This is a genomic window from Caballeronia temeraria (genome assembly GCF_001544795.2).
Classification (GTDB): Bacteria; Pseudomonadota; Gammaproteobacteria; order Burkholderiales; family Burkholderiaceae; genus Caballeronia; species Caballeronia temeraria.
On record NZ_FCOI02000007.1, the window covers coordinates 93,238 to 112,510 of the forward strand.

Annotated in this window: 18 protein-coding genes; 1 reads left to right on the forward strand and 17 read right to left on the reverse strand. The window is 63.3% G+C overall.

Going from position 1 to position 19,273, the window contains the following annotated elements; translation table 11 throughout:
• Positions 1-41: 41 nt before the first annotated feature.
• The 3 genes from AWB76_RS12780 to ppsA all read right to left on the reverse strand — a co-directional run bounded on the left by AWB76_RS12780 (position 42) and on the right by ppsA (position 3,940).
• Complete coding sequence (locus AWB76_RS12780) at positions 42-968, reverse strand: SPFH domain-containing protein (protein WP_074171340.1); 927 nt, start codon at positions 966-968, stop codon at positions 42-44.
• Between the two features lie 25 nt (positions 969-993).
• Positions 994-1,425, reverse strand: coding sequence for an NfeD family protein (locus AWB76_RS12785; protein WP_061160490.1), 432 nt, complete (start codon positions 1,423-1,425; stop codon positions 994-996).
• A 97-nt stretch (positions 1,426-1,522) separates the two neighbouring features.
• A complete protein-coding gene (gene ppsA / locus AWB76_RS12790; RefSeq protein WP_061160491.1) occupies positions 1,523-3,940 on the reverse strand; it encodes a phosphoenolpyruvate synthase in 2,418 nt (805 codons plus the stop codon).
• A 520-nt stretch (positions 3,941-4,460) separates the two neighbouring features.
• Here ppsA and ppsR point away from each other — a divergent pair.
• The gene (gene ppsR / locus AWB76_RS12795; RefSeq protein ID WP_061160492.1) at positions 4,461-5,279 is read left to right on the forward strand and encodes a posphoenolpyruvate synthetase regulatory kinase/phosphorylase PpsR; all 819 of its coding nucleotides are present in this window, start codon (positions 4,461-4,463) and stop codon (positions 5,277-5,279) included.
• A gap of 6 nt (positions 5,280-5,285) precedes the next feature.
• Here the strand turns inward: ppsR and AWB76_RS12800 are convergent, their stop codons facing one another.
• From AWB76_RS12800 to pyrH, 14 genes are all read right to left on the reverse strand, one after another.
• Complete coding sequence (locus AWB76_RS12800) at positions 5,286-6,062, reverse strand: TrmH family RNA methyltransferase (RefSeq protein ID WP_061160493.1); 777 nt, start codon at positions 6,060-6,062, stop codon at positions 5,286-5,288.
• 17 nt (positions 6,063-6,079) lie between these two features.
• Entirely contained in the window at positions 6,080-6,781 is a 702-nt protein-coding gene (rnhB, locus tag AWB76_RS12805) for a ribonuclease HII (RefSeq protein ID WP_061160494.1), read from the reverse strand.
• Entirely contained in the window at positions 6,781-7,947 is a 1,167-nt protein-coding gene (gene lpxB, locus AWB76_RS12810; protein WP_061160495.1) for a lipid-A-disaccharide synthase, read from the reverse strand. Before lpxB ends, rnhB begins: the two co-directional genes overlap by 1 nt.
• A gap of 12 nt (positions 7,948-7,959) precedes the next feature.
• Positions 7,960-8,748, reverse strand: a complete 789-nt coding sequence (gene lpxA, locus AWB76_RS12815; RefSeq protein ID WP_061160496.1) for an acyl-ACP--UDP-N-acetylglucosamine O-acyltransferase — start codon at positions 8,746-8,748, stop codon at positions 7,960-7,962.
• Positions 8,749-8,812: 64 nt separating this feature from the next.
• A complete protein-coding gene (fabZ, locus tag AWB76_RS12820; RefSeq protein WP_061160497.1) occupies positions 8,813-9,271 on the reverse strand; it encodes a 3-hydroxyacyl-ACP dehydratase FabZ in 459 nt (152 codons plus the stop codon).
• Between the two features lie 144 nt (positions 9,272-9,415).
• On the reverse strand, positions 9,416-10,507 hold the full coding sequence (gene lpxD / locus AWB76_RS12825) for a UDP-3-O-(3-hydroxymyristoyl)glucosamine N-acyltransferase (protein WP_061160498.1): 1,092 nt from the start codon (positions 10,505-10,507) through the stop codon (positions 9,416-9,418).
• Positions 10,508-10,537: 30 nt separating this feature from the next.
• Positions 10,538-11,068, reverse strand: coding sequence for an OmpH/Skp family outer membrane protein (locus AWB76_RS12830; RefSeq protein WP_061160499.1), 531 nt, complete (start codon positions 11,066-11,068; stop codon positions 10,538-10,540).
• Positions 11,069-11,148: 80 nt separating this feature from the next.
• The gene (bamA, locus tag AWB76_RS12835; RefSeq protein ID WP_061160500.1) at positions 11,149-13,461 is read right to left on the reverse strand and encodes an outer membrane protein assembly factor BamA; all 2,313 of its coding nucleotides are present in this window, start codon (positions 13,459-13,461) and stop codon (positions 11,149-11,151) included.
• A 77-nt stretch (positions 13,462-13,538) separates the two neighbouring features.
• A complete protein-coding gene (rseP, locus tag AWB76_RS12840; RefSeq protein WP_061160501.1) occupies positions 13,539-14,921 on the reverse strand; it encodes an RIP metalloprotease RseP in 1,383 nt (460 codons plus the stop codon).
• A gap of 7 nt (positions 14,922-14,928) precedes the next feature.
• Positions 14,929-16,146 (reverse strand): 1-deoxy-D-xylulose-5-phosphate reductoisomerase, encoded by a 1,218-nt coding sequence (locus AWB76_RS12845; protein WP_061160502.1) that lies wholly within the window; start codon positions 16,144-16,146, stop codon positions 14,929-14,931.
• Positions 16,147-16,164: 18 nt separating this feature from the next.
• Entirely contained in the window at positions 16,165-16,977 is an 813-nt protein-coding gene (locus AWB76_RS12850) for a phosphatidate cytidylyltransferase (protein ID WP_061160503.1), read from the reverse strand.
• Complete coding sequence (gene uppS, locus AWB76_RS12855) at positions 16,971-17,753, reverse strand: polyprenyl diphosphate synthase (RefSeq protein ID WP_061160504.1); 783 nt, start codon at positions 17,751-17,753, stop codon at positions 16,971-16,973. Before uppS ends, AWB76_RS12850 begins: the two co-directional genes overlap by 7 nt.
• Positions 17,754-17,836: 83 nt before the next feature.
• On the reverse strand, positions 17,837-18,397 hold the full coding sequence (gene frr / locus AWB76_RS12860) for a ribosome recycling factor (RefSeq protein ID WP_061160505.1): 561 nt from the start codon (positions 18,395-18,397) through the stop codon (positions 17,837-17,839).
• A 93-nt stretch (positions 18,398-18,490) separates the two neighbouring features.
• A complete protein-coding gene (gene pyrH, locus AWB76_RS12865; protein WP_061160506.1) occupies positions 18,491-19,204 on the reverse strand; it encodes a UMP kinase in 714 nt (237 codons plus the stop codon).
• Positions 19,205-19,273 lie beyond the last annotated feature (69 nt).

Consider the following 19,273-nt stretch of genomic DNA (forward strand, 5'->3'; position numbering starts at 1 on the left):
CGTCAATCGAAACGGGGCGCTCTTTAGCGCCCCGTTTTGCTTCAGCTCTTCTTGATGAGGCCGCCGCCCTCGCCCTTCACGATCGCGAGCGCCGACGCGATCATCGTGCTCATGTCGGACATGTTGCCCGGCACGATCAGCGTGTTGCCCTGCTTCGCAAGATTGCCGAACGCGCCGACATACTGCTCCGCGACCTTCAGATTCACGGCTTCCATGCCGCCCGTCGTCTGGATCGCGGCGCCGATTTTCTCGATGGCCTGCGCGTTCGCTTCCGCCACCGCGAGAATCGCGGCGGCTGCGCCCTGCGCCTGATTGATCGCCGCCTGCCGTTCGCCTTCCGACTTCTGGATCGCCGCCTCGCGCGCGCCCGACGCCAGATTGATCTGCTCCTGCCTGCGTCCTTCCGACGCGGCGATCAACGCGCGCTTCTCCCGCTCGGCGGTGATCTGCGCCTGCATCGCGTGGAGGATTTCCTTCGGCGGCGTGAGATCCTTGATCTCGTAGCGCAGCACCTTCACGCCCCAGTTCGACGCGGCTTCGTCGAGCGCATTGACGATGCTCTGGTTGATGAAGTCGCGCTCCTCGAACGTTTTGTCCAGCTCCAGCTTGCCGATGACCGAACGCAGCGTAGTCTGCGACAACTGCGTGATCGCGAACACGAAATTGCTCGATCCGTACGAGGCTTTCATCGCGTCGGTGACCTGGAAGTACAGCACGCCGTCGACCTGAAGCTGCGTGTTGTCGCGCGTGATACAGACCTGGCTCGGCACTTCGAGCGGAATCTCCTTGAGCACATGCTTGTAGGCGATCCGGTCGATGAACGGCAGCACGATATTCAGCCCCGGCGTGAGCGTCGCGTGATAGCGGCCGAGCCGCTCCAGCACCCAGGCGTGCTGCTGCGGAACGATCTTGACCGTTTTCGTCACGATCACGATCGCGATGACGAGCACGATAAGGGCAAAGTACATAGACATTATTTTTCTCCTTATAAGACTAGCGTTTAGCCGCGACGATCAGCCGATTGCCGTCGAGCGCCGTGATGCGATAGAGCCGTGCGCCTTCGCTTTCGCCGGGCGCAAGTTCCACATCCCACTGCGCGCCGCGATACATGGCGCGCGCGTGACCGTCGCGCCATTGATCGACTTCCAGCGTCGCGCCGATGTCGAGATTCACGGCGGTATCGTGTGATGCATCATTGCGCCGCTTCCAGTTGCCGAAGCGCGAACGCCGCAGCACCGCCACCGCAATCAGCGCGATAACCGCAGCCGCGCCCATCTGGACATGCGGCATCGCGCCGAGCACGAAGGCGACGCCACCCGCGATCATGCCGATCGCGATCATGAGCAGATAGAACGTGCCGGTAAACAACTCCGCGACGATCAGCGCGCCCGCCGCGACCCACCAGATCAGCCCGCCCGTTTCCATCATCGGTCTCCAAACGAAAACACCCCGGAGAGGTCCGGGGTGTTTTTTATATCACGCTGCACCAATCCGAAAGCAAGTGGAAAGGTGCGTCATCAACTCATTTTGACAATGTCTTAGCGAGTTGCTGCCACGTGGCGATGATCGTGTCCGGATTGAGCGACATCGACTCGATGCCCTGCTTCGCGAGCCACTCGGCAAGGTCCGGATGGTCCGACGGACCCTGACCGCAAATGCCGACGTACTTGTTCAGCCTCAGACACGTCTCGATGGCGCGCTTCAACATGAATTGCACCGCCTCGTCGCGCTCGTCGAAGTCCGCTGCGAGCAGCTCCATGCCGGAATCGCGGTCCAGGCCGAGCGTCAGTTGCGTCAGGTCGTTCGAGCCGATCGAGAAGCCGTCGAAGCGCTCCAGGAACTGCTCGGCGAGAATCGCATTGGACGGCACCTCGCACATCATCACGAGCTTGAGGTCGTTCTTGCCGCGCTCGAGGCCGAACTTCTTCAGCAGTTCGACCACGCGATCCGCCTGCTTCAGCGTACGCACGAACGGCACCATGATCTGCACGTTGTCCAGACCCATTTCCTCGCGCACCTTCTTCAGCGCGATGCATTCCATGTGGAACGCCTCGGCGAAGTCTTCCGCGATGTAGCGCGACGCGCCACGGAAACCGAGCATCGGATTTTCTTCGTCCGGCTCGTAGCGCGAACCGCCGATCAGCTTCTTGTACTCGTTCGACTTGAAGTCCGACAGACGCACGATGACGGGCTTCGGATAGAACGCCGCCGCAATCGTGGCGATGCCTTCCGTCAGCTTGTCGACGTAGAACGCGCGCGGCGACGCGTGACCGCGCGCGACGCTCTCGACCGCTTTCTTCAGATCGGCGTCGACGTTCGGGTACTCCAGAATCGCCTTCGGATGCACGCCGATGTTGTTGTTGATGATGAATTCCAGTCGCGCCAGACCGACGCCCGCGTTCGGCAACTGCGCGAAGTCGAACGCGAGTTGCGGATTGCCGACGTTCATCATGATCTTGACCGGAATCTTCGGCAGTTCGCCACGCTGCACTTCGGTCACTTCGGTTTCGAGCAGGCCGTCGTAGATCTTGCCTTCGTCGCCTTCCGCGCAAGAAACCGTGACCAGCGCGCCGTCCTTCAGGATGTCCGTAGCGTCGCCGCAGCCGACGACCGCCGGCACACCCAGCTCACGCGCGATGATCGCCGCGTGGCAGGTACGGCCTCCGCGATTCGTCACGATCGCCGATGCGCGCTTCATCACCGGTTCCCAGTTCGGATCGGTCATGTCGGCGACGAGCACGTCGCCCGGCTGCACGCGTTCCATTTCCGACGGATCGTGGATCACGCGCACCGGACCCGCGCCGATCTTCTGGCCGATCGCGCGGCCGGTCGCCAGCACGTTCGACTGGCCCTTCAGCTTGAAGCGCATCTCGGCCTTGCCGGACGCCTGGCTCTTCACGGTCTCCGGACGCGCCTGGAGAATGAACAGCTTGCCGTCGCGGCCGTCCTTGCCCCACTCGATGTCCATCGGACGCTGATAGTGCTTCTCGATGATCACCGCGTACTTCGCCAGCTCGATCACGTCTTCGTCGGTGATCGAGAAACGGTTGCGCTGCTCGTGCGGCACGTCGACGGTCTTCACGCGGCCCGGCTCGCCCGGCTTCGTGAATTCCATCTTGATGAGCTTGGAGCCGATGGAGCGGCGGATGATCGGATACTTGCCCTGTTCGAGCGTGGTCTTGAAGACGTGGAACTCGTCCGGATTCACCGCGCCCTGCACGACGGTTTCACCGAGACCGTAGCTCGACGTAATGAACACGGTTTCCTTGAAGCCCGATTCCGTGTCGATGGTGAACATCACGCCCGCCGCGCCGACGTCCGAGCGGACCATGCGCTGCACACCCGCCGACAACGCGACTTCAGCATGCGTGAAGCCCTTGTGGACGCGATAGGAAATGGCGCGGTCGTTATAGAGCGACGCGAACACGTGCTTCATGCGATCGAGGACGTCCTCGATGCCGACCACGTTCAGATAGCTCTCCTGCTGGCCCGCGAACGATGCGTCGGGCAAGTCCTCGGCGGTCGCGGACGAGCGCACGGCGAACGAAAGCTCTTCGGGCGAGCTGCTCTGGAGCACCTCGAAACCGCGGCGGATTTCGTCTTCGAGACGCGGTTGCATCGGCGCGTCGACGATCCACTGGCGGATTTCCTTGCCGCACTCGGCCAGCGCCTTCACGTCGTCGACGTCGAGCGTCTCGAGACGCTTGGCGATGCGATCCGTGAGATCGTTGTGCTGGAGGAAGTCGCGGAATGCGAGCGCGGTCGTGGCAAAGCCCGTCGGCACACGAACGCCGGCTTCGGAAAGCTGGCTGATCATTTCGCCGAGCGACGCATTCTTGCCACCGACGATTTCCACGTCGGTCATTCGCAACTGCTCGAATGGAACTACATACGCCTGATCCTTTGCGACATCTTTCGCAACATTGACTGCGTTAGTCATACAAGCCCCTAAGGTGGATGGAATTCACGATCGCACGAGTGGGCTCACATGCGCGGGCGCTCATTGGAAGCGCCGGCGCATCTCGTACAACCTGTTTGATAAATCATCGGGGAAGCCGCGCCCGCGAGAACCGGGGCACGTCAAAAAAGAAGCGGGACACGTCTGAAATCTGCTCGAAAACGTGGATCTATGTAACGAAAAGCCACGAAACGACCGCGATTTGACGAAAATCCGATTCAATTTCTCCGCAATTGCTTATCGAACAGGTTGCCGCTATTCTACCTTGCCGCATTTCAAAATTGTTTTCGGCGGGGCAGTCGTTCTACGGCAAAACCGAGGTCTTTCGCGCCTGATCGTGGGCCTACCCACACCCAGGCATTCAGGCTCGGTCCACTTCGGGTCGACTGCTGCCCGCCAGCGGTCAGCTACCTTAACACAGGTTTTTCCGGCGTCCGTGCTTTCGCGCTGCGGCTGTCAGCGTTCGAGCACCTTCGCTACAACTCGTTCCCTCTTTTCGCCGATGCCGCCTTCCGTATTCATCGTTTCCGACGGGACCGGGATCACTGCCGAAACCTTCGCGCATTCGATCCTCGCCCAGTTCGACCAAAAATTCCGGCTCGTGCGCGTGCCGTTCGTCGATTCGATCGACAAGGCCTACGCGACCGTCGAAAAGATCAACGAGGTCGTGGAGCTCGATGGCCGCCGGCCGATCGTGTTCACGACGCTCGTCGACAGCGCGTCGAATGAAGTCGTCAAAGGCTGCAACGCGCTCGTGCTCGACATGTTCCAGACCTTCATCGAGCCGCTCGAACACGAACTGGAACTGAAGTCGACGCACGCAATGGGCCGCGTGCACCAGAACGCCGATACCGAGGAATACAAGAACCGCATCGAGGCGATCAACTTCTCGCTCGCGCACGACGACGGCCAGTCCAACCGCAATCTCGCCGACGCCGATGTCATTCTCGTCGGCGTATCGCGCAGCGGCAAAACGCCGACGAGTCTTTATCTCGCGATGCAATACGGCGTGAAGGCGGCGAACTATCCGCTGATTCCCGAGGACTTCGAGCGCGGCAAGCTGCCCACGCCGCTGCTCGAGCATCGGACGAAGATGTTCGGTTTGTCGATCGATCCGCAGCGGCTCGCCGAAATCCGCAACGAGCGCCGGCCGGGCAGCAAGTACGCGGCGCTCGAAAACTGCCGCTACGAGATCAACGAAGCGGAAATGATGATGAAGCGCGAAGGCATCAAGTGGCTTTCGTCGACGCACAAGTCGATCGAGGAAATCGCGACGACGATCCTGCAGGAAGTCAAGCCGGAGCGGCCTTCCTACTATTGACGGCGCTCAGCGCTGCTGGCGGCACTGCTCGAAAAGACAGATTGCCGCCGCGGCCGCCACGTTCAGCGATTCCATGCCGCCCGGCTGCGGAATTGTCACGCGATGCGTCACCGCGTCGCGCCAGATTTGCGACACGCCCGCCCCTTCGTTCCCAAACACCCAGGCCAGCGCACCCGACAGATCGCAGTCGTAGAGCGCGACCGCGCCGTGCGAATCCGTGATGGTCACAGGCGCATCGAGCCGCGCGATCAGATTCGTCGGCTCGACGTCTTCGAAAATGTCCAGCAGAAAATGCGCGCCCATACCCGAGCGCAGCACTTTCGACGACCACGCGTACGCCGTCCCCGGCGCGCAGAAAACACGCGCGATGCCCGCGGCCGCCGCGCTGCGCAGGATCGAGCCGACATTGCCGGCATCCTGGACGCCGTCGAGAATCACGCAGGTTTCGGCGACGCGCGCGGGCAGTTCGGCGTCGATCTTCTCGACGAGCAAAAGCATGCCCACGCCATGCACGACGCTAGAAAGCTGCCCGAACAGCGCGTCCGGCAATACGACGACCCGCTTTTCCTCGATGCGCGCGACGATTTCGCGCGCTTCTTCATGCGTGAGCGCGCCTTCGGTGACGACACAGGTTTCCGGCTGCCCCGCTGCATCGAGATACGCCGACGCCAGATGCAGCCCTTCGAGCAGCGCGTGGCCGCTTCTGCGCTGCTGCGCGGTCGAACCGGCGAGCGCCTTGATGCGCTTGTAGAGCGGGTTGTCCCGCGAAGTGATGGATTTCACGTTGAATTGGATGCTGCTCAGAACGCGAGCGCGCCGGGATCGTCTTCGAGCGTCGCGGCAACCTGAAGCACTTCCGGCGCGACTTCGGGCAACACCGAGCCGAACAGGACATGCGCCTCGCGCACCGGCGCGAACGAACGCCGATGATGCTCACACGGTCCATGTTCGCGCAGCGCCTTCAGATGCTGAGGCGTGCCGTAACCGGAATGCGTGGCGAAGCCGTACATCGGGAAGAGTTCATGCAGATCGACCAGCATGCGATCGCGCGTGACCTTCGCGAGAATCGACGCCGCCGAAATCTGCTTGATGAGCGCGTCGCCGCCGATCACGGCTTCGCTGCGGATGGAGAGCACCGGGCAGCGGTTGCCATCGACTTTCACGAGCGTCGGCGCGACCGACAGGCCTTCCACCGCGCGTTTCATCGCCAGCATGCTCGCGTGCAGGATATTGATGGTGTCGATTTCCTCGACGCTCGCCGACGCGATGCAAAACGCGAGCGCACGATCGACGATCTTCTCGTACAACTCCTCGCGCCTTTTCGCGGTCAGCGCCTTCGAATCGTCGAGACCGTTGATGCGCGGCTTCGCGGGATCGAAGATCACAGCCGCCGCCACGACCGGACCGGCCAGCGGACCGCGCCCCGCCTCGTCGACGCCACAGATGATGTCGAACGGCGAGCTGAAGTCGAGTCCTGCCTGAGCCGATGGTCTAGCGGCCATTACCGCGGCCTCCGCGTGTCAAGCACCCGCGCCACGGCCTCGGCGGCCTTTTGCGCCGTATTCTGGCGCAGCGCGATGTGCATGTCGGTGAAGATTTCCGTCAGGGTACGGCGGTTGGCGTCGTCGTTCAACTGTTTCAGCGTCGCGTCGGCGAGCGCTTCGGGCGTCGCGAAATGCTGGAGGATTTCCGGCACGACAAAACGCCCCGCCAGAATGTTCGGCAAACCGACATACGGCAGATAACCCTGCCGCTTCATGATCTGCCCCGTCAGCCAGGGCACCTTGTACGAGATGACCATCGGCTTCTTGAGCAATGCTGCTTCGAGCGTCACCGTGCCGCTTTTTACGAGGATCGCGTCGGCGGCGGTCATCGCGGTTTGCGCGCGGCCATCGGTGATCGTCAGCGACAGATTCGGATGCGCGTCGACGAGCGGCTGCAGCAACTCGCGCAACGCCGGGTTCGCCGCGGGCACGAGAAAGCGCACGCTGGGCTCGCGAAGCTGCATCAGTTCCATCGCGTCGAAAAAGGTCGGACCGATCAGCGAAATTTCCGAGCGGCGGCTGCCCGGCAGCACGGCGATCACCGGCCCGCCTTCCGCGATGCCGAGTTCGCGCCGCGCGCCCATCACGTCCGGTTCGAGCGGAATGTCGTCGGCGAGCGGATGGCCGACGTAGCTCGCCGCCACGCCCGACTTCGCCAGCAGCGCCGTTTCGAACGGAAACACGCACAGCATGTGATCGACCGCTTTCACGATCTTCTTGATGCGGCCGCCGCGCCACGCCCAGATCGACGGGCAGACGAAATGCACGGTCGGAATGCCCGCTTCGCGCAGGGGCTGTTCGAGACCGAAGTTGAAATCGGGCGCGTCCACGCCGATGAACACCGAGGGCGGCTCGGCCAGCAACTGACGCTTGATCTCGTTGCGGATGCCGAGAATCTCGGGAATATGCTTCAGCGCTTCGACGTAGCCGCGCACGGTCAGCTTGTCCATCGGCCAGTGCGCTTCGAAGCCCTCGGCCGTCATGCGCGGACCGCCGATGCCGCTATAACGCGTGCCTTCGGGAAGGGTCTGCCTGAGGCCCTTGAGCAGCGATGCCGCGAGCAGGTCGCCAGACGGCTCGCCCGCGACCATCGCGAGGCGTGGCGGATTGGTGATCAGGGTCATCGGACAGCGGGTCTAGCGGATGATGCCGCGCTGCGACGCCGCGATGAAATCGGAGAATGCCTTGACGGGCGCATCGCCCTCGCCGCCTGCCGTGCTCAGTTCCTTCAGCTGCAGCTTCGCCTCTTCGAGCGACAGACCGCTCTTGTAGACGATGCGATACGCCGAACGCAACGCCGAAATGGCGTCGGGCGTGAAACCGCGGCGGCGCAGCCCTTCGACATTGATGCCGTGCGGCTCGGCCTTGTTGCCCGCCGCGATCACGAAGGGCGGCACGTCCTGCACGAGCGCCGATGCGCCGCCCAGCATGGAATGCGCGCCGATGCGCACGAACTGATGCACGCCCGACATGCCGCCGACGATCGCATGGTCGCCGACGATCACGTGTCCGGCCAGTTGCGCATTGCTCGACATGATGACGTTGTCGCCCAGCCGGCAATCGTGGCCGACGTGCACGTACGCCATGATCCAGCAGTCGCTGCCGATGGACGTCAGGCCCTGATCCTGCACGGTACCCGTGTGCAAGGTCGTGAATTCGCGGATGGTGTTGCGGTCGCCGATCTCGAGACGCGTCGGCTCGCCTTGGTACTTCATGTCCTGCGGACGGCCGCCGATCGACGCGTAATGGCCGATGCGATTGTCGCGGCCGATCGTCGTGTGGCCTTCGATCACGCTGTGCGAGCCGACGGTCGTGCCCGCGCCGATCACGACGTGCGAACCGACGATCGCATACGGCCCGATTTCGACGGACTCGTCGAGCTGGGCGCCCGGCTCGATGATCGCGGTTGGGTGAATCTTGCTCATGCGCTTTTCGCCTATGCTGTTCGTGCTGCTCGTTACGTTGAACGCGGGTTGAACGCCAACGCGCTCAGGCGTCGGTGCTCTTGACGGTACACATGAGCTCGGCTTCGGCGGCGATCGCGCCGTCCACTTCGGCACGCGCCTTGAATTTCCAGATGCCCCGCATGTACCGCTCGAACGTGACGTTCAGAATCAGCTGATCGCCCGGCTCCACCACGCGCTTGAAGCGCGCCCCGTCGATGCCGACGAAGTAGTAGAGCGTGTTGGTCGGATCGTGCGGCTCTTCCGCGAAGGTCAGGAGCGCGGCCGTCTGCGCCAGCGCTTCGAGGATCAGCACGCCCGGCATGACCGGACGCGTCGGGAAGTGACCCTGGAAGTACGGCTCGTTGATCGTCACGTTCTTCAACGCTTTGATGCTCTTGTGCGGCTCGAGTTCGAGCACCCGGTCCACGAGCAGGATCGGATAGCGATGCGGCAGCAGCGTGAGGATCTTGTGGATGTCGAGATTGATTTTTTCTGTGCTCATGGTCGTTCTGCTCACGCGCGCGTCGGGCGCGGAAATGGGATGGCGGGCCGTATCGGACGCCCGCCCGGGATTGCGTTCTCGCTTCGGCGGCTCGTACAGGCCCGCTCTTGCTCGTGGTTCGTTCTTCGCTCGAACGAGCCCGGCTTATGCGCCGCCGCTCGTCTCGTCGCGCTTGCCTGCATCAACGAGCGCGGTTTCCAGCGCCTTGATGCGCTCGCGCATCTTGTCCAGATTGCGCATGATCGCCGCGCTCTTGTTCCAGTCCGCATGCGGCACGGCCGGAAACGCGCTCGTATACATGCCGGGCTTCAGAAGCGACTTCGACACGCCCGATTGCGCCGTGACGATCACATAATCCGCCAGCGTCACGTGGCCCGCGATGCCCACCGCGCCGCCGATCATGCAATGCTTGCCAATGTTCGTGCTGCCCGCGATGCCCGCACAGCCGGCAATCACCGTGTACGCGCCGATGCGGCAGTTGTGGCCGATCTGCACGAGGTTGTCGATCTTCACGCATTCCTCGATGACGGTATCCGCCATCGCGCCGCGATCGATCGTCGTGTTCGCGCCGATTTCCACGTCGTCGGCGATATCCACCGCGCCGACCTGCGGAATCTTCACCCAGCTTCCGGTGCGTGCGTCGCCTTCGCCGGCGAAATCCGGCGCAAAGCCGAAACCGTCCGCGCCGATGACCGCGCCCGCGTGCACGATCACGCGCGCGCCGAGCTTGCAGCCATGATAGACGGTGACGTTGGGATACAGATGCACGTCGTCGCTGAGCATCACGCCCCGGCCGACGACCACGCCCGCATCCAGCTTCACGCGTTCGCCGACGACCGCGCCCGCTTCCACGGTCACGTGCGGTCCGATCACGGCGCTGGCCGCAACCTTCGCATCGGGATCGACATAAGCGCTCGGATGCACGCCGGGCTTCGCTTTAGGCGTCGCCAGGTCGATGAACGCCTGGGCCACGCGTGCGAAATAAGCGTAGGGATTCGGCGTGACGATGAAGTTACTGCCCGCGCGGTTGGCCACCTTCTCCAGGTCGGCCGGTGAAATCAGCACCGCGCCGGCGCGCGTCGTCTCGACCTGCGGCAGATACTTCTGATTCGCGAGAAACGCGAGTTGCGCGGGGCCCGCCTTGTCGAGCGGCGCGAGACTTCCGACCGCGTGCGCGCCGTCGCCGACCACCTCGCCGCCGAAGCGTTTCACCAGATCGCCGAGGGTGATCGCCATGCCTGATGCCATCTCGTCTCAGTCCTCTCGTCAGTTCGGGTTCGTCAGCGAACCCGTGCCCGTTGCACCCGCCGCCAGCGCCTTCAGCACCTGGTCCGTGATGTCGATGCGCGGACTTACGTACACCGCTTCCTGCACGATCAGGTCATAGTGCTGCTGCTCGGCGATCTGCTTGATCACCTTGTTCGCACGGTCCAGCACGGCCGCGAGTTCCTCGTTACGGCGCTGGTTCAGATCCTCGCGGAATTCGCGCTGCTTGCGCTGGAAATCCGCGTCGAGCTGCGAGAGATCGCGCTGACGGGCCGCGCGGTCGGCCGGCGACATCGACGCACCGTTCTTGTCGATGTTGTCCGACATCGCCTTCAGGCGCTGCGCCATGTCCTGCAGCGCCTTGTCACGCTTGGAGAATTCCTGCTCGAGCTTCGACTGAGCGGCTTTCGCCGCCGCCGATTCGCGCAGGATGCGGTCCGAATTGACGGCCGCGATGCGCGCTTCCTGAGCACTGGCGGACATTGCCGTGCCCAGGCCGAGAACCATCGACAACGCAAGCGCCAGCGCCATATGTTTCGAATGCTTACCGGTTCCCAAAGTGTTCCTCACGTTACGTCGAAAAAATGAAGTCCGCGCCTGCCGGCATGCCATTAGAAGGCCGTACCGATCTGGAACTGGAACTTCTGATACTGGTCGCCTTCATGCTTCTGCAGCGGGAAACCGAGGCTCAGCTTGAGCGGGCCGATCGGCGAGATCCACGCGAGACCCACACCGTAGCCGTAGCGCAGACCGTTCGCACCGCTGCTCGTGCCGCCCTGGTTCGGATCGCCCCAGACGTTACCGGCATCGAGGAAGGTGAAGACGCGCAGCGTGCGGTCGTAACCCGTACCCGGCAGCGGGAACGTCAGTTCGATGTTACCCACGGCCATGCGCGAGCCGCCGATTGGGTCGTTGGTCTTCGAATCGCGCGGACCCAGCGAGCTCGGCGAGTAACCGCGCACCGAACCGATACCACCCGCGTAGTAGTTCTTGAAGATCGGGTACGTCTGCCCTTGCAGACCCTTGCCGTAGCCGCCCTGCAGGTTGAAGCCGAGCACGAAGCCGCGCGCGAACGAGTAGTAGTACTGGAACTGCGCGTCGAACTTGGCGTACGTCGTGTTGCCGAGCGGCGTGCCGTATTCCGCGTTCGACTGGATGTAATAGCCGCGGCTCGGCACCAGCGCGCTGTCGCGATTGTCGCGCGACCAGCCTGCCGTCAGCGGGTAGTTGTTCACGACGCGGCCGAAGTCCTGAACGTACTTCTGGTACGAAGCCGGCGTGTTGCTGTCCACGTCCATCGTGTTCTGTTCGGCGCCGACGCCGAAGAACACCGTGTCCTGCTCGGAGAACGGAATGCCGAACTTGGTGTCCGCACCCATCGTCACGATCTTGAAGCTCGAATCCGTCGAGTAATACAGCGGCTCGTACGTGCGGTAGTAAGCGTCCGTGATGCGCTTGATGCCGTCGATCGTGAAGTACGGATCGACCTGCGTCACGGTCAGCGTGCGGTAGGTCTTTGCGGTGTTCACGTTGACCGCGAGACTCGTGCCGGAACCGAACACGTTGTCCTGCGAGACGCCTGCCGAGAGCACCACCTTGTCCGTCGAGGAGAAGCCCGCGCCCAGCGTGATCGCGCCGGTCGGCTTTTCCGCGACCTTCACGTCGACGTCGACCTGGTCGTTCGTGCCTTCCACGGGCGTGGTCGTGACGTCCACATCGGTGAAGTAGCCGAGACGGTTGATACGGTCCTTCGACAGCGCGAGGCGGCTCGAATCGAACCACGAGCTCTCGAGCTGGCGCATTTCGCGGCGCACCACTTCGTCGCGCGTGCGCGTATTGCCAACGATGTTCACGCGCCGCACATACACGCGGCGGCTCGGATCGACCTGCAGCGTGAGCGCCACGGTGTGGTTCGCCTGATCGATCTGCGGCTGCGCATTGACCTGCGCGAACGCGTAACCGTATTCGCCGAGCTTGTCGACGATCGCCTTGGTCGTGGATTGCAGTTTTTCGGCCGAGAAACGCTCGCCCGGTTTGATCTTGATGAGCTTGTTGAGCTCGGCCTGACGGTCGAGCAGATTGCCCGAGAGCGTGATGCTGCTGATCTTGTACGGCTCGCCTTCATGCACGGCGATCGTCAGATACATGTCCTTCTTGTCCGGCGAGATCGACACCTGCGTGGAGTCGATCGCGAACTCGAGGTAACCGCGGTTCAGGTAGTACGAGCGCACGTTCTCGAGATCGCCCGTGAGCTTTTCCTTCGCGTAGAGATCGCTCTTCGTGTACCACGAGAACCAGTTCGGCGTGGAGAGCTGCATTTCGCCGAGCAGCGTGCCCGAGCTGAACGCCTTGTTGCCAACGAAGTTGATCTGGCGGATCTTCGCGCTCGGACCTTCCGCGACCGAGAACAGAATCTGCACGCGATTGCGGTCGACCGGCGTCACCGTGGTCGTGACTTCCGCCGCGTAGTAACCGCGCGTCAGGTACTGGCGCTTGAGCTCCTGCTCCGCCTTGTCGACGAGCGACTTGTCGTACGAGCGGCCTTGCGACAGACCGACCGAGCGCAGCGCCTTCGTCAGGTTGTCCTTGTCGAACTCGTGCAGGCCTGCAAAGTCGATGGCCGAGATGGCCGGGCGCTCCTGCACCTGAACGATCACCACGTTGCCTTCCGTGGCGATCTGAACGTCGTTGAAGAAGCCCGTCGCGTAGAGCGCGCGAATCGCTTCGGAGGCCTTGTCGTCGGTGAAGGTGTCGCCTTGCTTGATCGGCAGATAAGCGAACACGGAGCCCGGCTCGATGCGTTGGAGACCGTCGATCCGAATATCCTGCACGACGAACGGCGTGGTGGCGTGCGCCGCCATACCCGTTGCGGCGAGCGCCGCGGCCACAGCCGTCTTAGGAACAAAGCGATGAGGTTTGAACAACGTGCTTCCCCAGTATTTAAAGCTGCATTCGTTCCGGCGGTCGCTCGAAAGACGCCGCCAGAAATTGTCAAAGTGGATCAAAAACGAATCAGACGAGCGAGGTCATTGAACAGTGCGATCATCGACAGCGCGACGATGCAGACCAGGCCCGCCCTTTGCAGAACCAGCTGCCAGCGATCGGATACTGCCTTGCCGGTAACAGCCTCAACCAAATAATATAACAGATGCCCACCGTCCAATACCGGAATCGGTAACAAGTTCAACACTCCGAGGCTGATGCTGACCAGCGCGAGAAACGAAATAAACGCCGTCGCGCCGAGTCTCGCGCTCTTGCCGGCGTAGTCGGCAATCGTGACCGGCCCCGAGAGATTCTTGAGCGAAGCCTCGCCCGTGATCATGCGCCCGAACATGCGCAGCGAGTACATGCTGATGTCCCACGTGCGATTCACGCCGAGGCGCAGGCTTTCGAGCGGGCCGTAACGCACGTCGACCGTCGGCAGCTGATTCGCGAGCGCCGCGCCGATTCGGCCGATATCCTTGCCCGTCGATGCATCGCGCTTCAGGTCCGGCACGATCTGCACCGAATCCCGTTTGCCGTTGCGCTCGACCACGAGTGTCACCGGCTTGCCGGCGTGCGCCTTCACGTAGTCGATGAAACTCGTCGCGTTGTCGACGCTGCGGCCATCGATCGCACGCAGCATGTCGCCCGCCTTCAGCCCGCTCTTCTGCGCCGCGCTGCCCGCCTCGACACCCGCGACCGTCAACGTGCCGCCGCCCGGCGCGAAGCCGAGCTTGTCCATGAAGTCCTGATCGGCCTGCTCGTCGGTGATGCCCGCGACCGTCACCGGAAAGTCGAAGGTGCCTTCGTGGGTTTTCGCCGTCAGCACGACGCGGCGATGATCGAACGAGGCGTCGAGCAGTTTCCAGCGCAGATCGGACCAGGAGCGGATCGAATGCGTTTCGCCGCCTTGCGCGTCGCGCATCGAGAGAATCGTCTCGCCGCCTTCGAAGCCCGCGCGTGCCGCTGCCGTATCGGGCGCGGGTTGCGAGACGATCGCGGCGGGCTCGGTGACGCCGGCCGCGAACACCGCGGAAAACAGCACGATCGCGAGCAGGAAATTCGCAATCGGCCCCGCCGCGACGATCGCGATGCGCTTGCCCACGTTCTGGCGATTGAACGCGCGCGGCAGATCTTCGGCGGGAATTCTGGCGCCGCTCTCGGGATCGATCTCGCGCTCATCGAGCATCTTCACGTAGCCGCCGAGCGGCAGCGCGGCGATCGTCCACTCGACGCCCGTCTTCTTGTTGACCCACTGCACGAGCGGCTTGCCGAAGCCGACCGAGAAGCGCAGCACTTTCACGCCGCACAGCCGCGCGACGCTGTAGTGACCGAATTCGTGGACGACGACGAGTACGCCTATCGCGACGACGAAGGCGACGATTTCGGTCAAAAAGTTCATGACGGCCTCAATGGGCGATGGGTTCGGCGCCTGGCGCGCTCGCGGTGAGCTCTGCGACGAAACGGGAGGCGAGACGACGCGCGTCGGCATCCGCGGCGAGGACATGGTCCAGGGTCGACGCGCTCGTGTTCGGCAGCGTGTTGAGCACGCGGTCGACCACACCGCCGATCGCCATGAAGCCGATGCGCCGCTCGAGGAACGCTTCCACGGCGATTTCGTTCGCCGCGTTCAGCGCCGCGCTCGCGTTGCCGCCCGCTTCCAGCGCGGCGATGGCCAGCGCAAGGCACGGGAAGCGCGCAAAGTCGGGCTTTTCGAACGAAAGCGACGCGATCTGCGCCAGATCCAGCGGCGCGACGCCCGAATCGACACGATCAGGATACGCCAGTGCGTGCGCGATCGGCGTGCGCATATCGGGATTGCCGAGCTGCGCGAGCACCGAGCCGTCGGCGTAGGAGACCATCGAATGGATCACGCTCTGAGGATGAATCAGCACCTCGATGCGCGAACCGGGCAGATCGAACAGCCAGTGCGCCTCGATGACTTCGAGGCCCTTGTTCATCATCGTCGCGGAATCGACGGAAATCTTCCGGCCCATCGCCCAGTTCGGATGCTTCACGGCCTCTTCGGGCGTGACGTTCACGAGCGTTGCGGGTTCGCGGGTGCGGAACGGGCCGCCGGAGGCCGTCAGGATGATCTTCGAGACGCCGCCGTGCAGTTTCGCTTCCTTGTCCGCGCAGGGCGGCAGGCACTGGAACACGGCGTTGTGCTCGCTGTCGACCGGCAGCAGGATTGCGCCGTTGTCGCGCACCGCGTCCATGAAAATCTGGCCCGACATCACGAGCGCTTCTTTGTTCGCGAGCAGGATGCGCTTGCCGGCGCGCGCGGCCGCGAGCGTGGGCGCCAGGCCCGCCGCGCCGACGATGGCCGCGACCACCGTGTCGCACTGTGCCGCCCGAGCGACGTCGACGAGCGCTTCGGGGCCGTGCGTCACTTCGGTCTTGCAACCTTGCGTGCGCAACGCAGCCGCGACGCGCGCGGCCGTTTCGGCGTCGCCGACGACCGCCACTTCGGGCTGGAATTTCAGACACTGGGCGACGAGCTTGTCGCCGTTGCGATGAGCGGTGAGCGCGTAGACCGAGAAACGGTCCGGATGCCGCGCCACGACGTCGAGCGTGCTGTCGCCGATCGAGCCCGTGGAGCCGAGCAATGTGAGACGTTTTTGCATAAATTCTTCTCTAGCCGATTAGCCAAGCATAAGCAATGCGATCGGCAATACAGGCAACAATGCGTCGATGCGGTCGAGGACGCCGCCGTGGCCCGGCAGGAGCCCGCTCGAGTCCTTGACGCCCGCCTGGCGTTTGAGCAGCGACTCGAACAGGTCGCCGACGACGCTGAACGCGACCAGCACGGAAAGCGCGACGAACGAGCGATCCCAGCCGAGATGCCCGACGAAAGCCGTGAATACGGTGGGCGCATAAAAGCCGGTGGCGGCAGCGAGTGCGCCGATGACGATGACGGCGAGCCACCCGCCGACGGCGCCCTCCCAGGTCTTACCCGGGCTGATCGACGGGGCGAGTTTGTGGCGGCCGAGCGCTTTGCCGGCGAAGTATGCGCCTATATCAGCCAGCCAGACTACTAGCAGAAGCGATAGCACGAACGCCACGCCTCGCGTGCGCGCGTCGACGACGGCGTGCCAGCAGGCCAGAAACACGACGATGCCGGCGAAAAGCAGGAACGCGCGCCACGCGTGGGCGGCCAGCGCCGGCTTGCGCAACAACGCGTAAGGGCCCGCCAGCACCCAGAAAATCCCGGCCATCTGATAGAGCGGCGTCGATTTGATGCCGAGAAACGTGCTGAAAACCAGCGCGAGCCCCGCAACAAGCGCGTAAGCGACCGGCCCCGCCCCGTTCAACTTGAGGAGCCGCCCCCATTCCCAGGCCGCGCACACGACGACGAATCCGATGAGCGCCCCGAACGCGCCGATCGGCGCAAACAGCGTGACCGGTACGAGTACGGCGAGCAGGACGATTGCCGTGATGACACGGGTTCTTAGCATGAAAGGGTGTCGGCCTTCTGCGATTGGGAAGCGAGTTGCGCGCTCGTGCGCCCGAAGCGCCGTTCGCGGTCGCCGTAGGACGCGATCGCGCGATCCAGGGCGGCGGCGTCGAAGTCGGGCCAATAGATGTCGGTGAAATAGAACTCGGTGTAAGCGAGCTGCCACAGCAGGAAGTTGCTGATGCGCTGCTCGCCGCCCGTGCGAATGAAGAGATCGGGCTCCGGCGCGTAGGCCATCGCGAGATGCTCGGCGAACGATTCGTCGTCCACGCGCGCGGGCGCGCCCGCCTCCAGCGACTCGGCGATGAGCTTCTTCGTCGCCTGCATGATGTCCCAGCGCCCGCCGTAGTTGGCGGCGATGGTCAGCGTGAGGCGCGTGTTGCGGGCCGTCTTGGTTTCGGCGCGTTGAATGAGCGCGCGGATGCGGTCGTCGAACATGGAAATGTCGCCGACGACACGCAGACGGATGCCGTTCGCGTGCAGCTTGCCGATCTCGCGCTCGAGCGCGGTCACGAAAAGGCGCATCAGGAAGGACACTTCGTCGGTCGGACGGCGCCAGTTCTCGGAACTGAACGCGAACAGCGTGACGAATTCGACGCCGCGCCGCGCGCAGCTTTCGACGGTCGCGCGGACCGCATCGACGCCACGCGTATGACCGGCGACGCGCGGCAGACGCCGCTCGGTCGCCCATCGGCCATTGCCGTCCATGATGATCGCGACGTGACGCGGGACAGCCGCGACATCGGGCACGGTAACGGTGGAGCTGGTATAGGTCATGGCCGCTGAATCTGGGAATCTGAAGAAGTGAGAGCCAGCCCGGAGCATGAACGTCCGAGGCTGGCAAGACCGTCTCTACGGCCTCACACCGTCATGATTTCGGATTCTTTGGTCTGAACCAGCTTGTCGATTTCAGCGACGAATTTGTCGGTGAACTTCTGCACTTCGTCGCTTGCGCGGCGCTCGTCGTCTTCCGAAATCTCCTTGTCCTTCACGAGTTTCTTCAGTTGATCGTTCGCGTCGCGGCGCAGATTGCGCACGGCGACCTTGGCGGTTTCGCCTTCGCTCTTCACGACCTTCGTGAGTTCGCGGCGGCGTTCTTCGGTCAGCGCGGGCATCGGCACGCGGATCAGGTCGCCTTGCGTGGCCGGGTTCAGGCCGAGATCCGATTCACGGATCGCCTTCTCGACGACAGCGACCATCTTCTTTTCCCACGGCTGCACGCCGATCGTGCGGGCGTCGACGAGCGTCATGTTCGCCACCTGGGAGATGGGCACGTTCGAACCGTAGTAGTCGACCTGAATATGGTCGAGCAATCCCGTGTGTGCGCGGCCCGTACGAATCTTGGCGAGATCGGCCTTGAACGCTTCGATCGACCGCTGCATCTTCTGGTCGACGCCTTTTTTGATGTCAGCCACACTCATTTTGAACCTCCAAACCTAAGTTTTACCGGCGATAGCGGCGCATTCTCGCGCGAGGCTTCCCGCCCACGGCGCGGCGCCCGATATCGCGAGAGTTTACACGTGGACGAGCGTCCCTTCGTCGTCGCCCTGCACGATGCGCTTCAATGCGCCCGGCTTCGTGATCGAGAACACGCGGATCGGCAGCTTCTGATCGCGGCACAGGGCGAACGCGGTGGCGTCCATCACCTGAAGATTCTTGCCGATCGCCTCGTCGAAGCTGATCGTGCTGTAGCGCGTCGCGTGCGGATCCTTCTTCGGGTCGGCGGAGTATACGCCATCGACCTTCGTCGCCTTCAGCACCACTTCGGCGCCGATTTCCGAGCCGCGCAGCGCAGCCGCCGTGTCCGTGGTGAAGAACGGGTTGCCCGTGCCGGCCGCGAAGATCACGACCTTGCCCTCTTCCAGCTGACGGATCGCGCGGGGCCGGATGTACGGCTCGACCACCTGATCCATGCGCAGCGCCGACTGCACGCGAGCTTCGATGCCCGCGTGGCGCATGGCGTCCTGCAGCGCGAGCGCGTTCATCATGGTGGCGAGCATGCCCATGTAGTCAGCGGTTGCGCGGTCCATGCCGGCCGCGCCGCCCGCGACACCGCGGAAAATGTTGCCGCCGCCGATCACGACGGCCAGTTGCGTTCCCAACCGCACCACCTCCGCGACATCCGCCACCATCCTTTCGATCGTTGCGCGATTGATGCCAAAGGCATCGTCGCCCATCAGGGCTTCGCCGGAGAGTTTGAGGAGTACGCGTTTGTAGGCTGTGGGCATATGAGTTTCCGATCGCGCCGAGGAGGGTTGCAACAACGTAGAACTGTAGGGGTGAAACATTACTTACTG

Bases quoted from the DNA above. Each gene is read 5' to 3' on its own strand.
- ppsR (WP_061160492.1), top strand. From the start codon at position 4,461: ATGCCGCCTTCCGTATTCATCGTTTCCGACGGGACCGGGATCACTGCC.
- AWB76_RS12830 (WP_061160499.1), bottom strand. From the start codon at position 11,068: ATGGCGCTGGCGCTTGCGTTGTCGATGGTTCTCGGCCTGGGCACGGCA.
- rnhB (WP_061160494.1), bottom strand. From the start codon at position 6,781: ATGGCCGCTAGACCATCGGCTCAGGCAGGACTCGACTTCAGCTCGCCG.
- AWB76_RS12845 (WP_061160502.1), bottom strand. From the start codon at position 16,146: ATGCAAAAACGTCTCACATTGCTCGGCTCCACGGGCTCGATCGGCGAC.
- AWB76_RS12850 (WP_061160503.1), bottom strand. From the start codon at position 16,977: ATGCTAAGAACCCGTGTCATCACGGCAATCGTCCTGCTCGCCGTACTC.
- ppsA (WP_061160491.1), bottom strand. From the start codon at position 3,940: ATGACTAACGCAGTCAATGTTGCGAAAGATGTCGCAAAGGATCAGGCG.
- rseP (WP_061160501.1), bottom strand. From the start codon at position 14,921: ATGAACTTTTTGACCGAAATCGTCGCCTTCGTCGTCGCGATAGGCGTA.
- lpxD (WP_061160498.1), bottom strand. From the start codon at position 10,507: ATGGCGATCACCCTCGGCGATCTGGTGAAACGCTTCGGCGGCGAGGTG.
- AWB76_RS12785 (WP_061160490.1), bottom strand. From the start codon at position 1,425: ATGGAAACGGGCGGGCTGATCTGGTGGGTCGCGGCGGGCGCGCTGATC.
- frr (WP_061160505.1), bottom strand. From the start codon at position 18,397: ATGAGTGTGGCTGACATCAAAAAAGGCGTCGACCAGAAGATGCAGCGG.
- lpxA (WP_061160496.1), bottom strand. From the start codon at position 8,748: ATGAGCAAGATTCACCCAACCGCGATCATCGAGCCGGGCGCCCAGCTC.
- lpxB (WP_061160495.1), bottom strand. From the start codon at position 7,947: ATGACCCTGATCACCAATCCGCCACGCCTCGCGATGGTCGCGGGCGAG.
- uppS (WP_061160504.1), bottom strand. From the start codon at position 17,753: ATGACCTATACCAGCTCCACCGTTACCGTGCCCGATGTCGCGGCTGTC.
- pyrH (WP_061160506.1), bottom strand. From the start codon at position 19,204: ATGCCCACAGCCTACAAACGCGTACTCCTCAAACTCTCCGGCGAAGCC.
- AWB76_RS12780 (WP_074171340.1), bottom strand. From the start codon at position 968: ATGTACTTTGCCCTTATCGTGCTCGTCATCGCGATCGTGATCGTGACG.
- fabZ (WP_061160497.1), bottom strand. From the start codon at position 9,271: ATGAGCACAGAAAAAATCAATCTCGACATCCACAAGATCCTCACGCTG.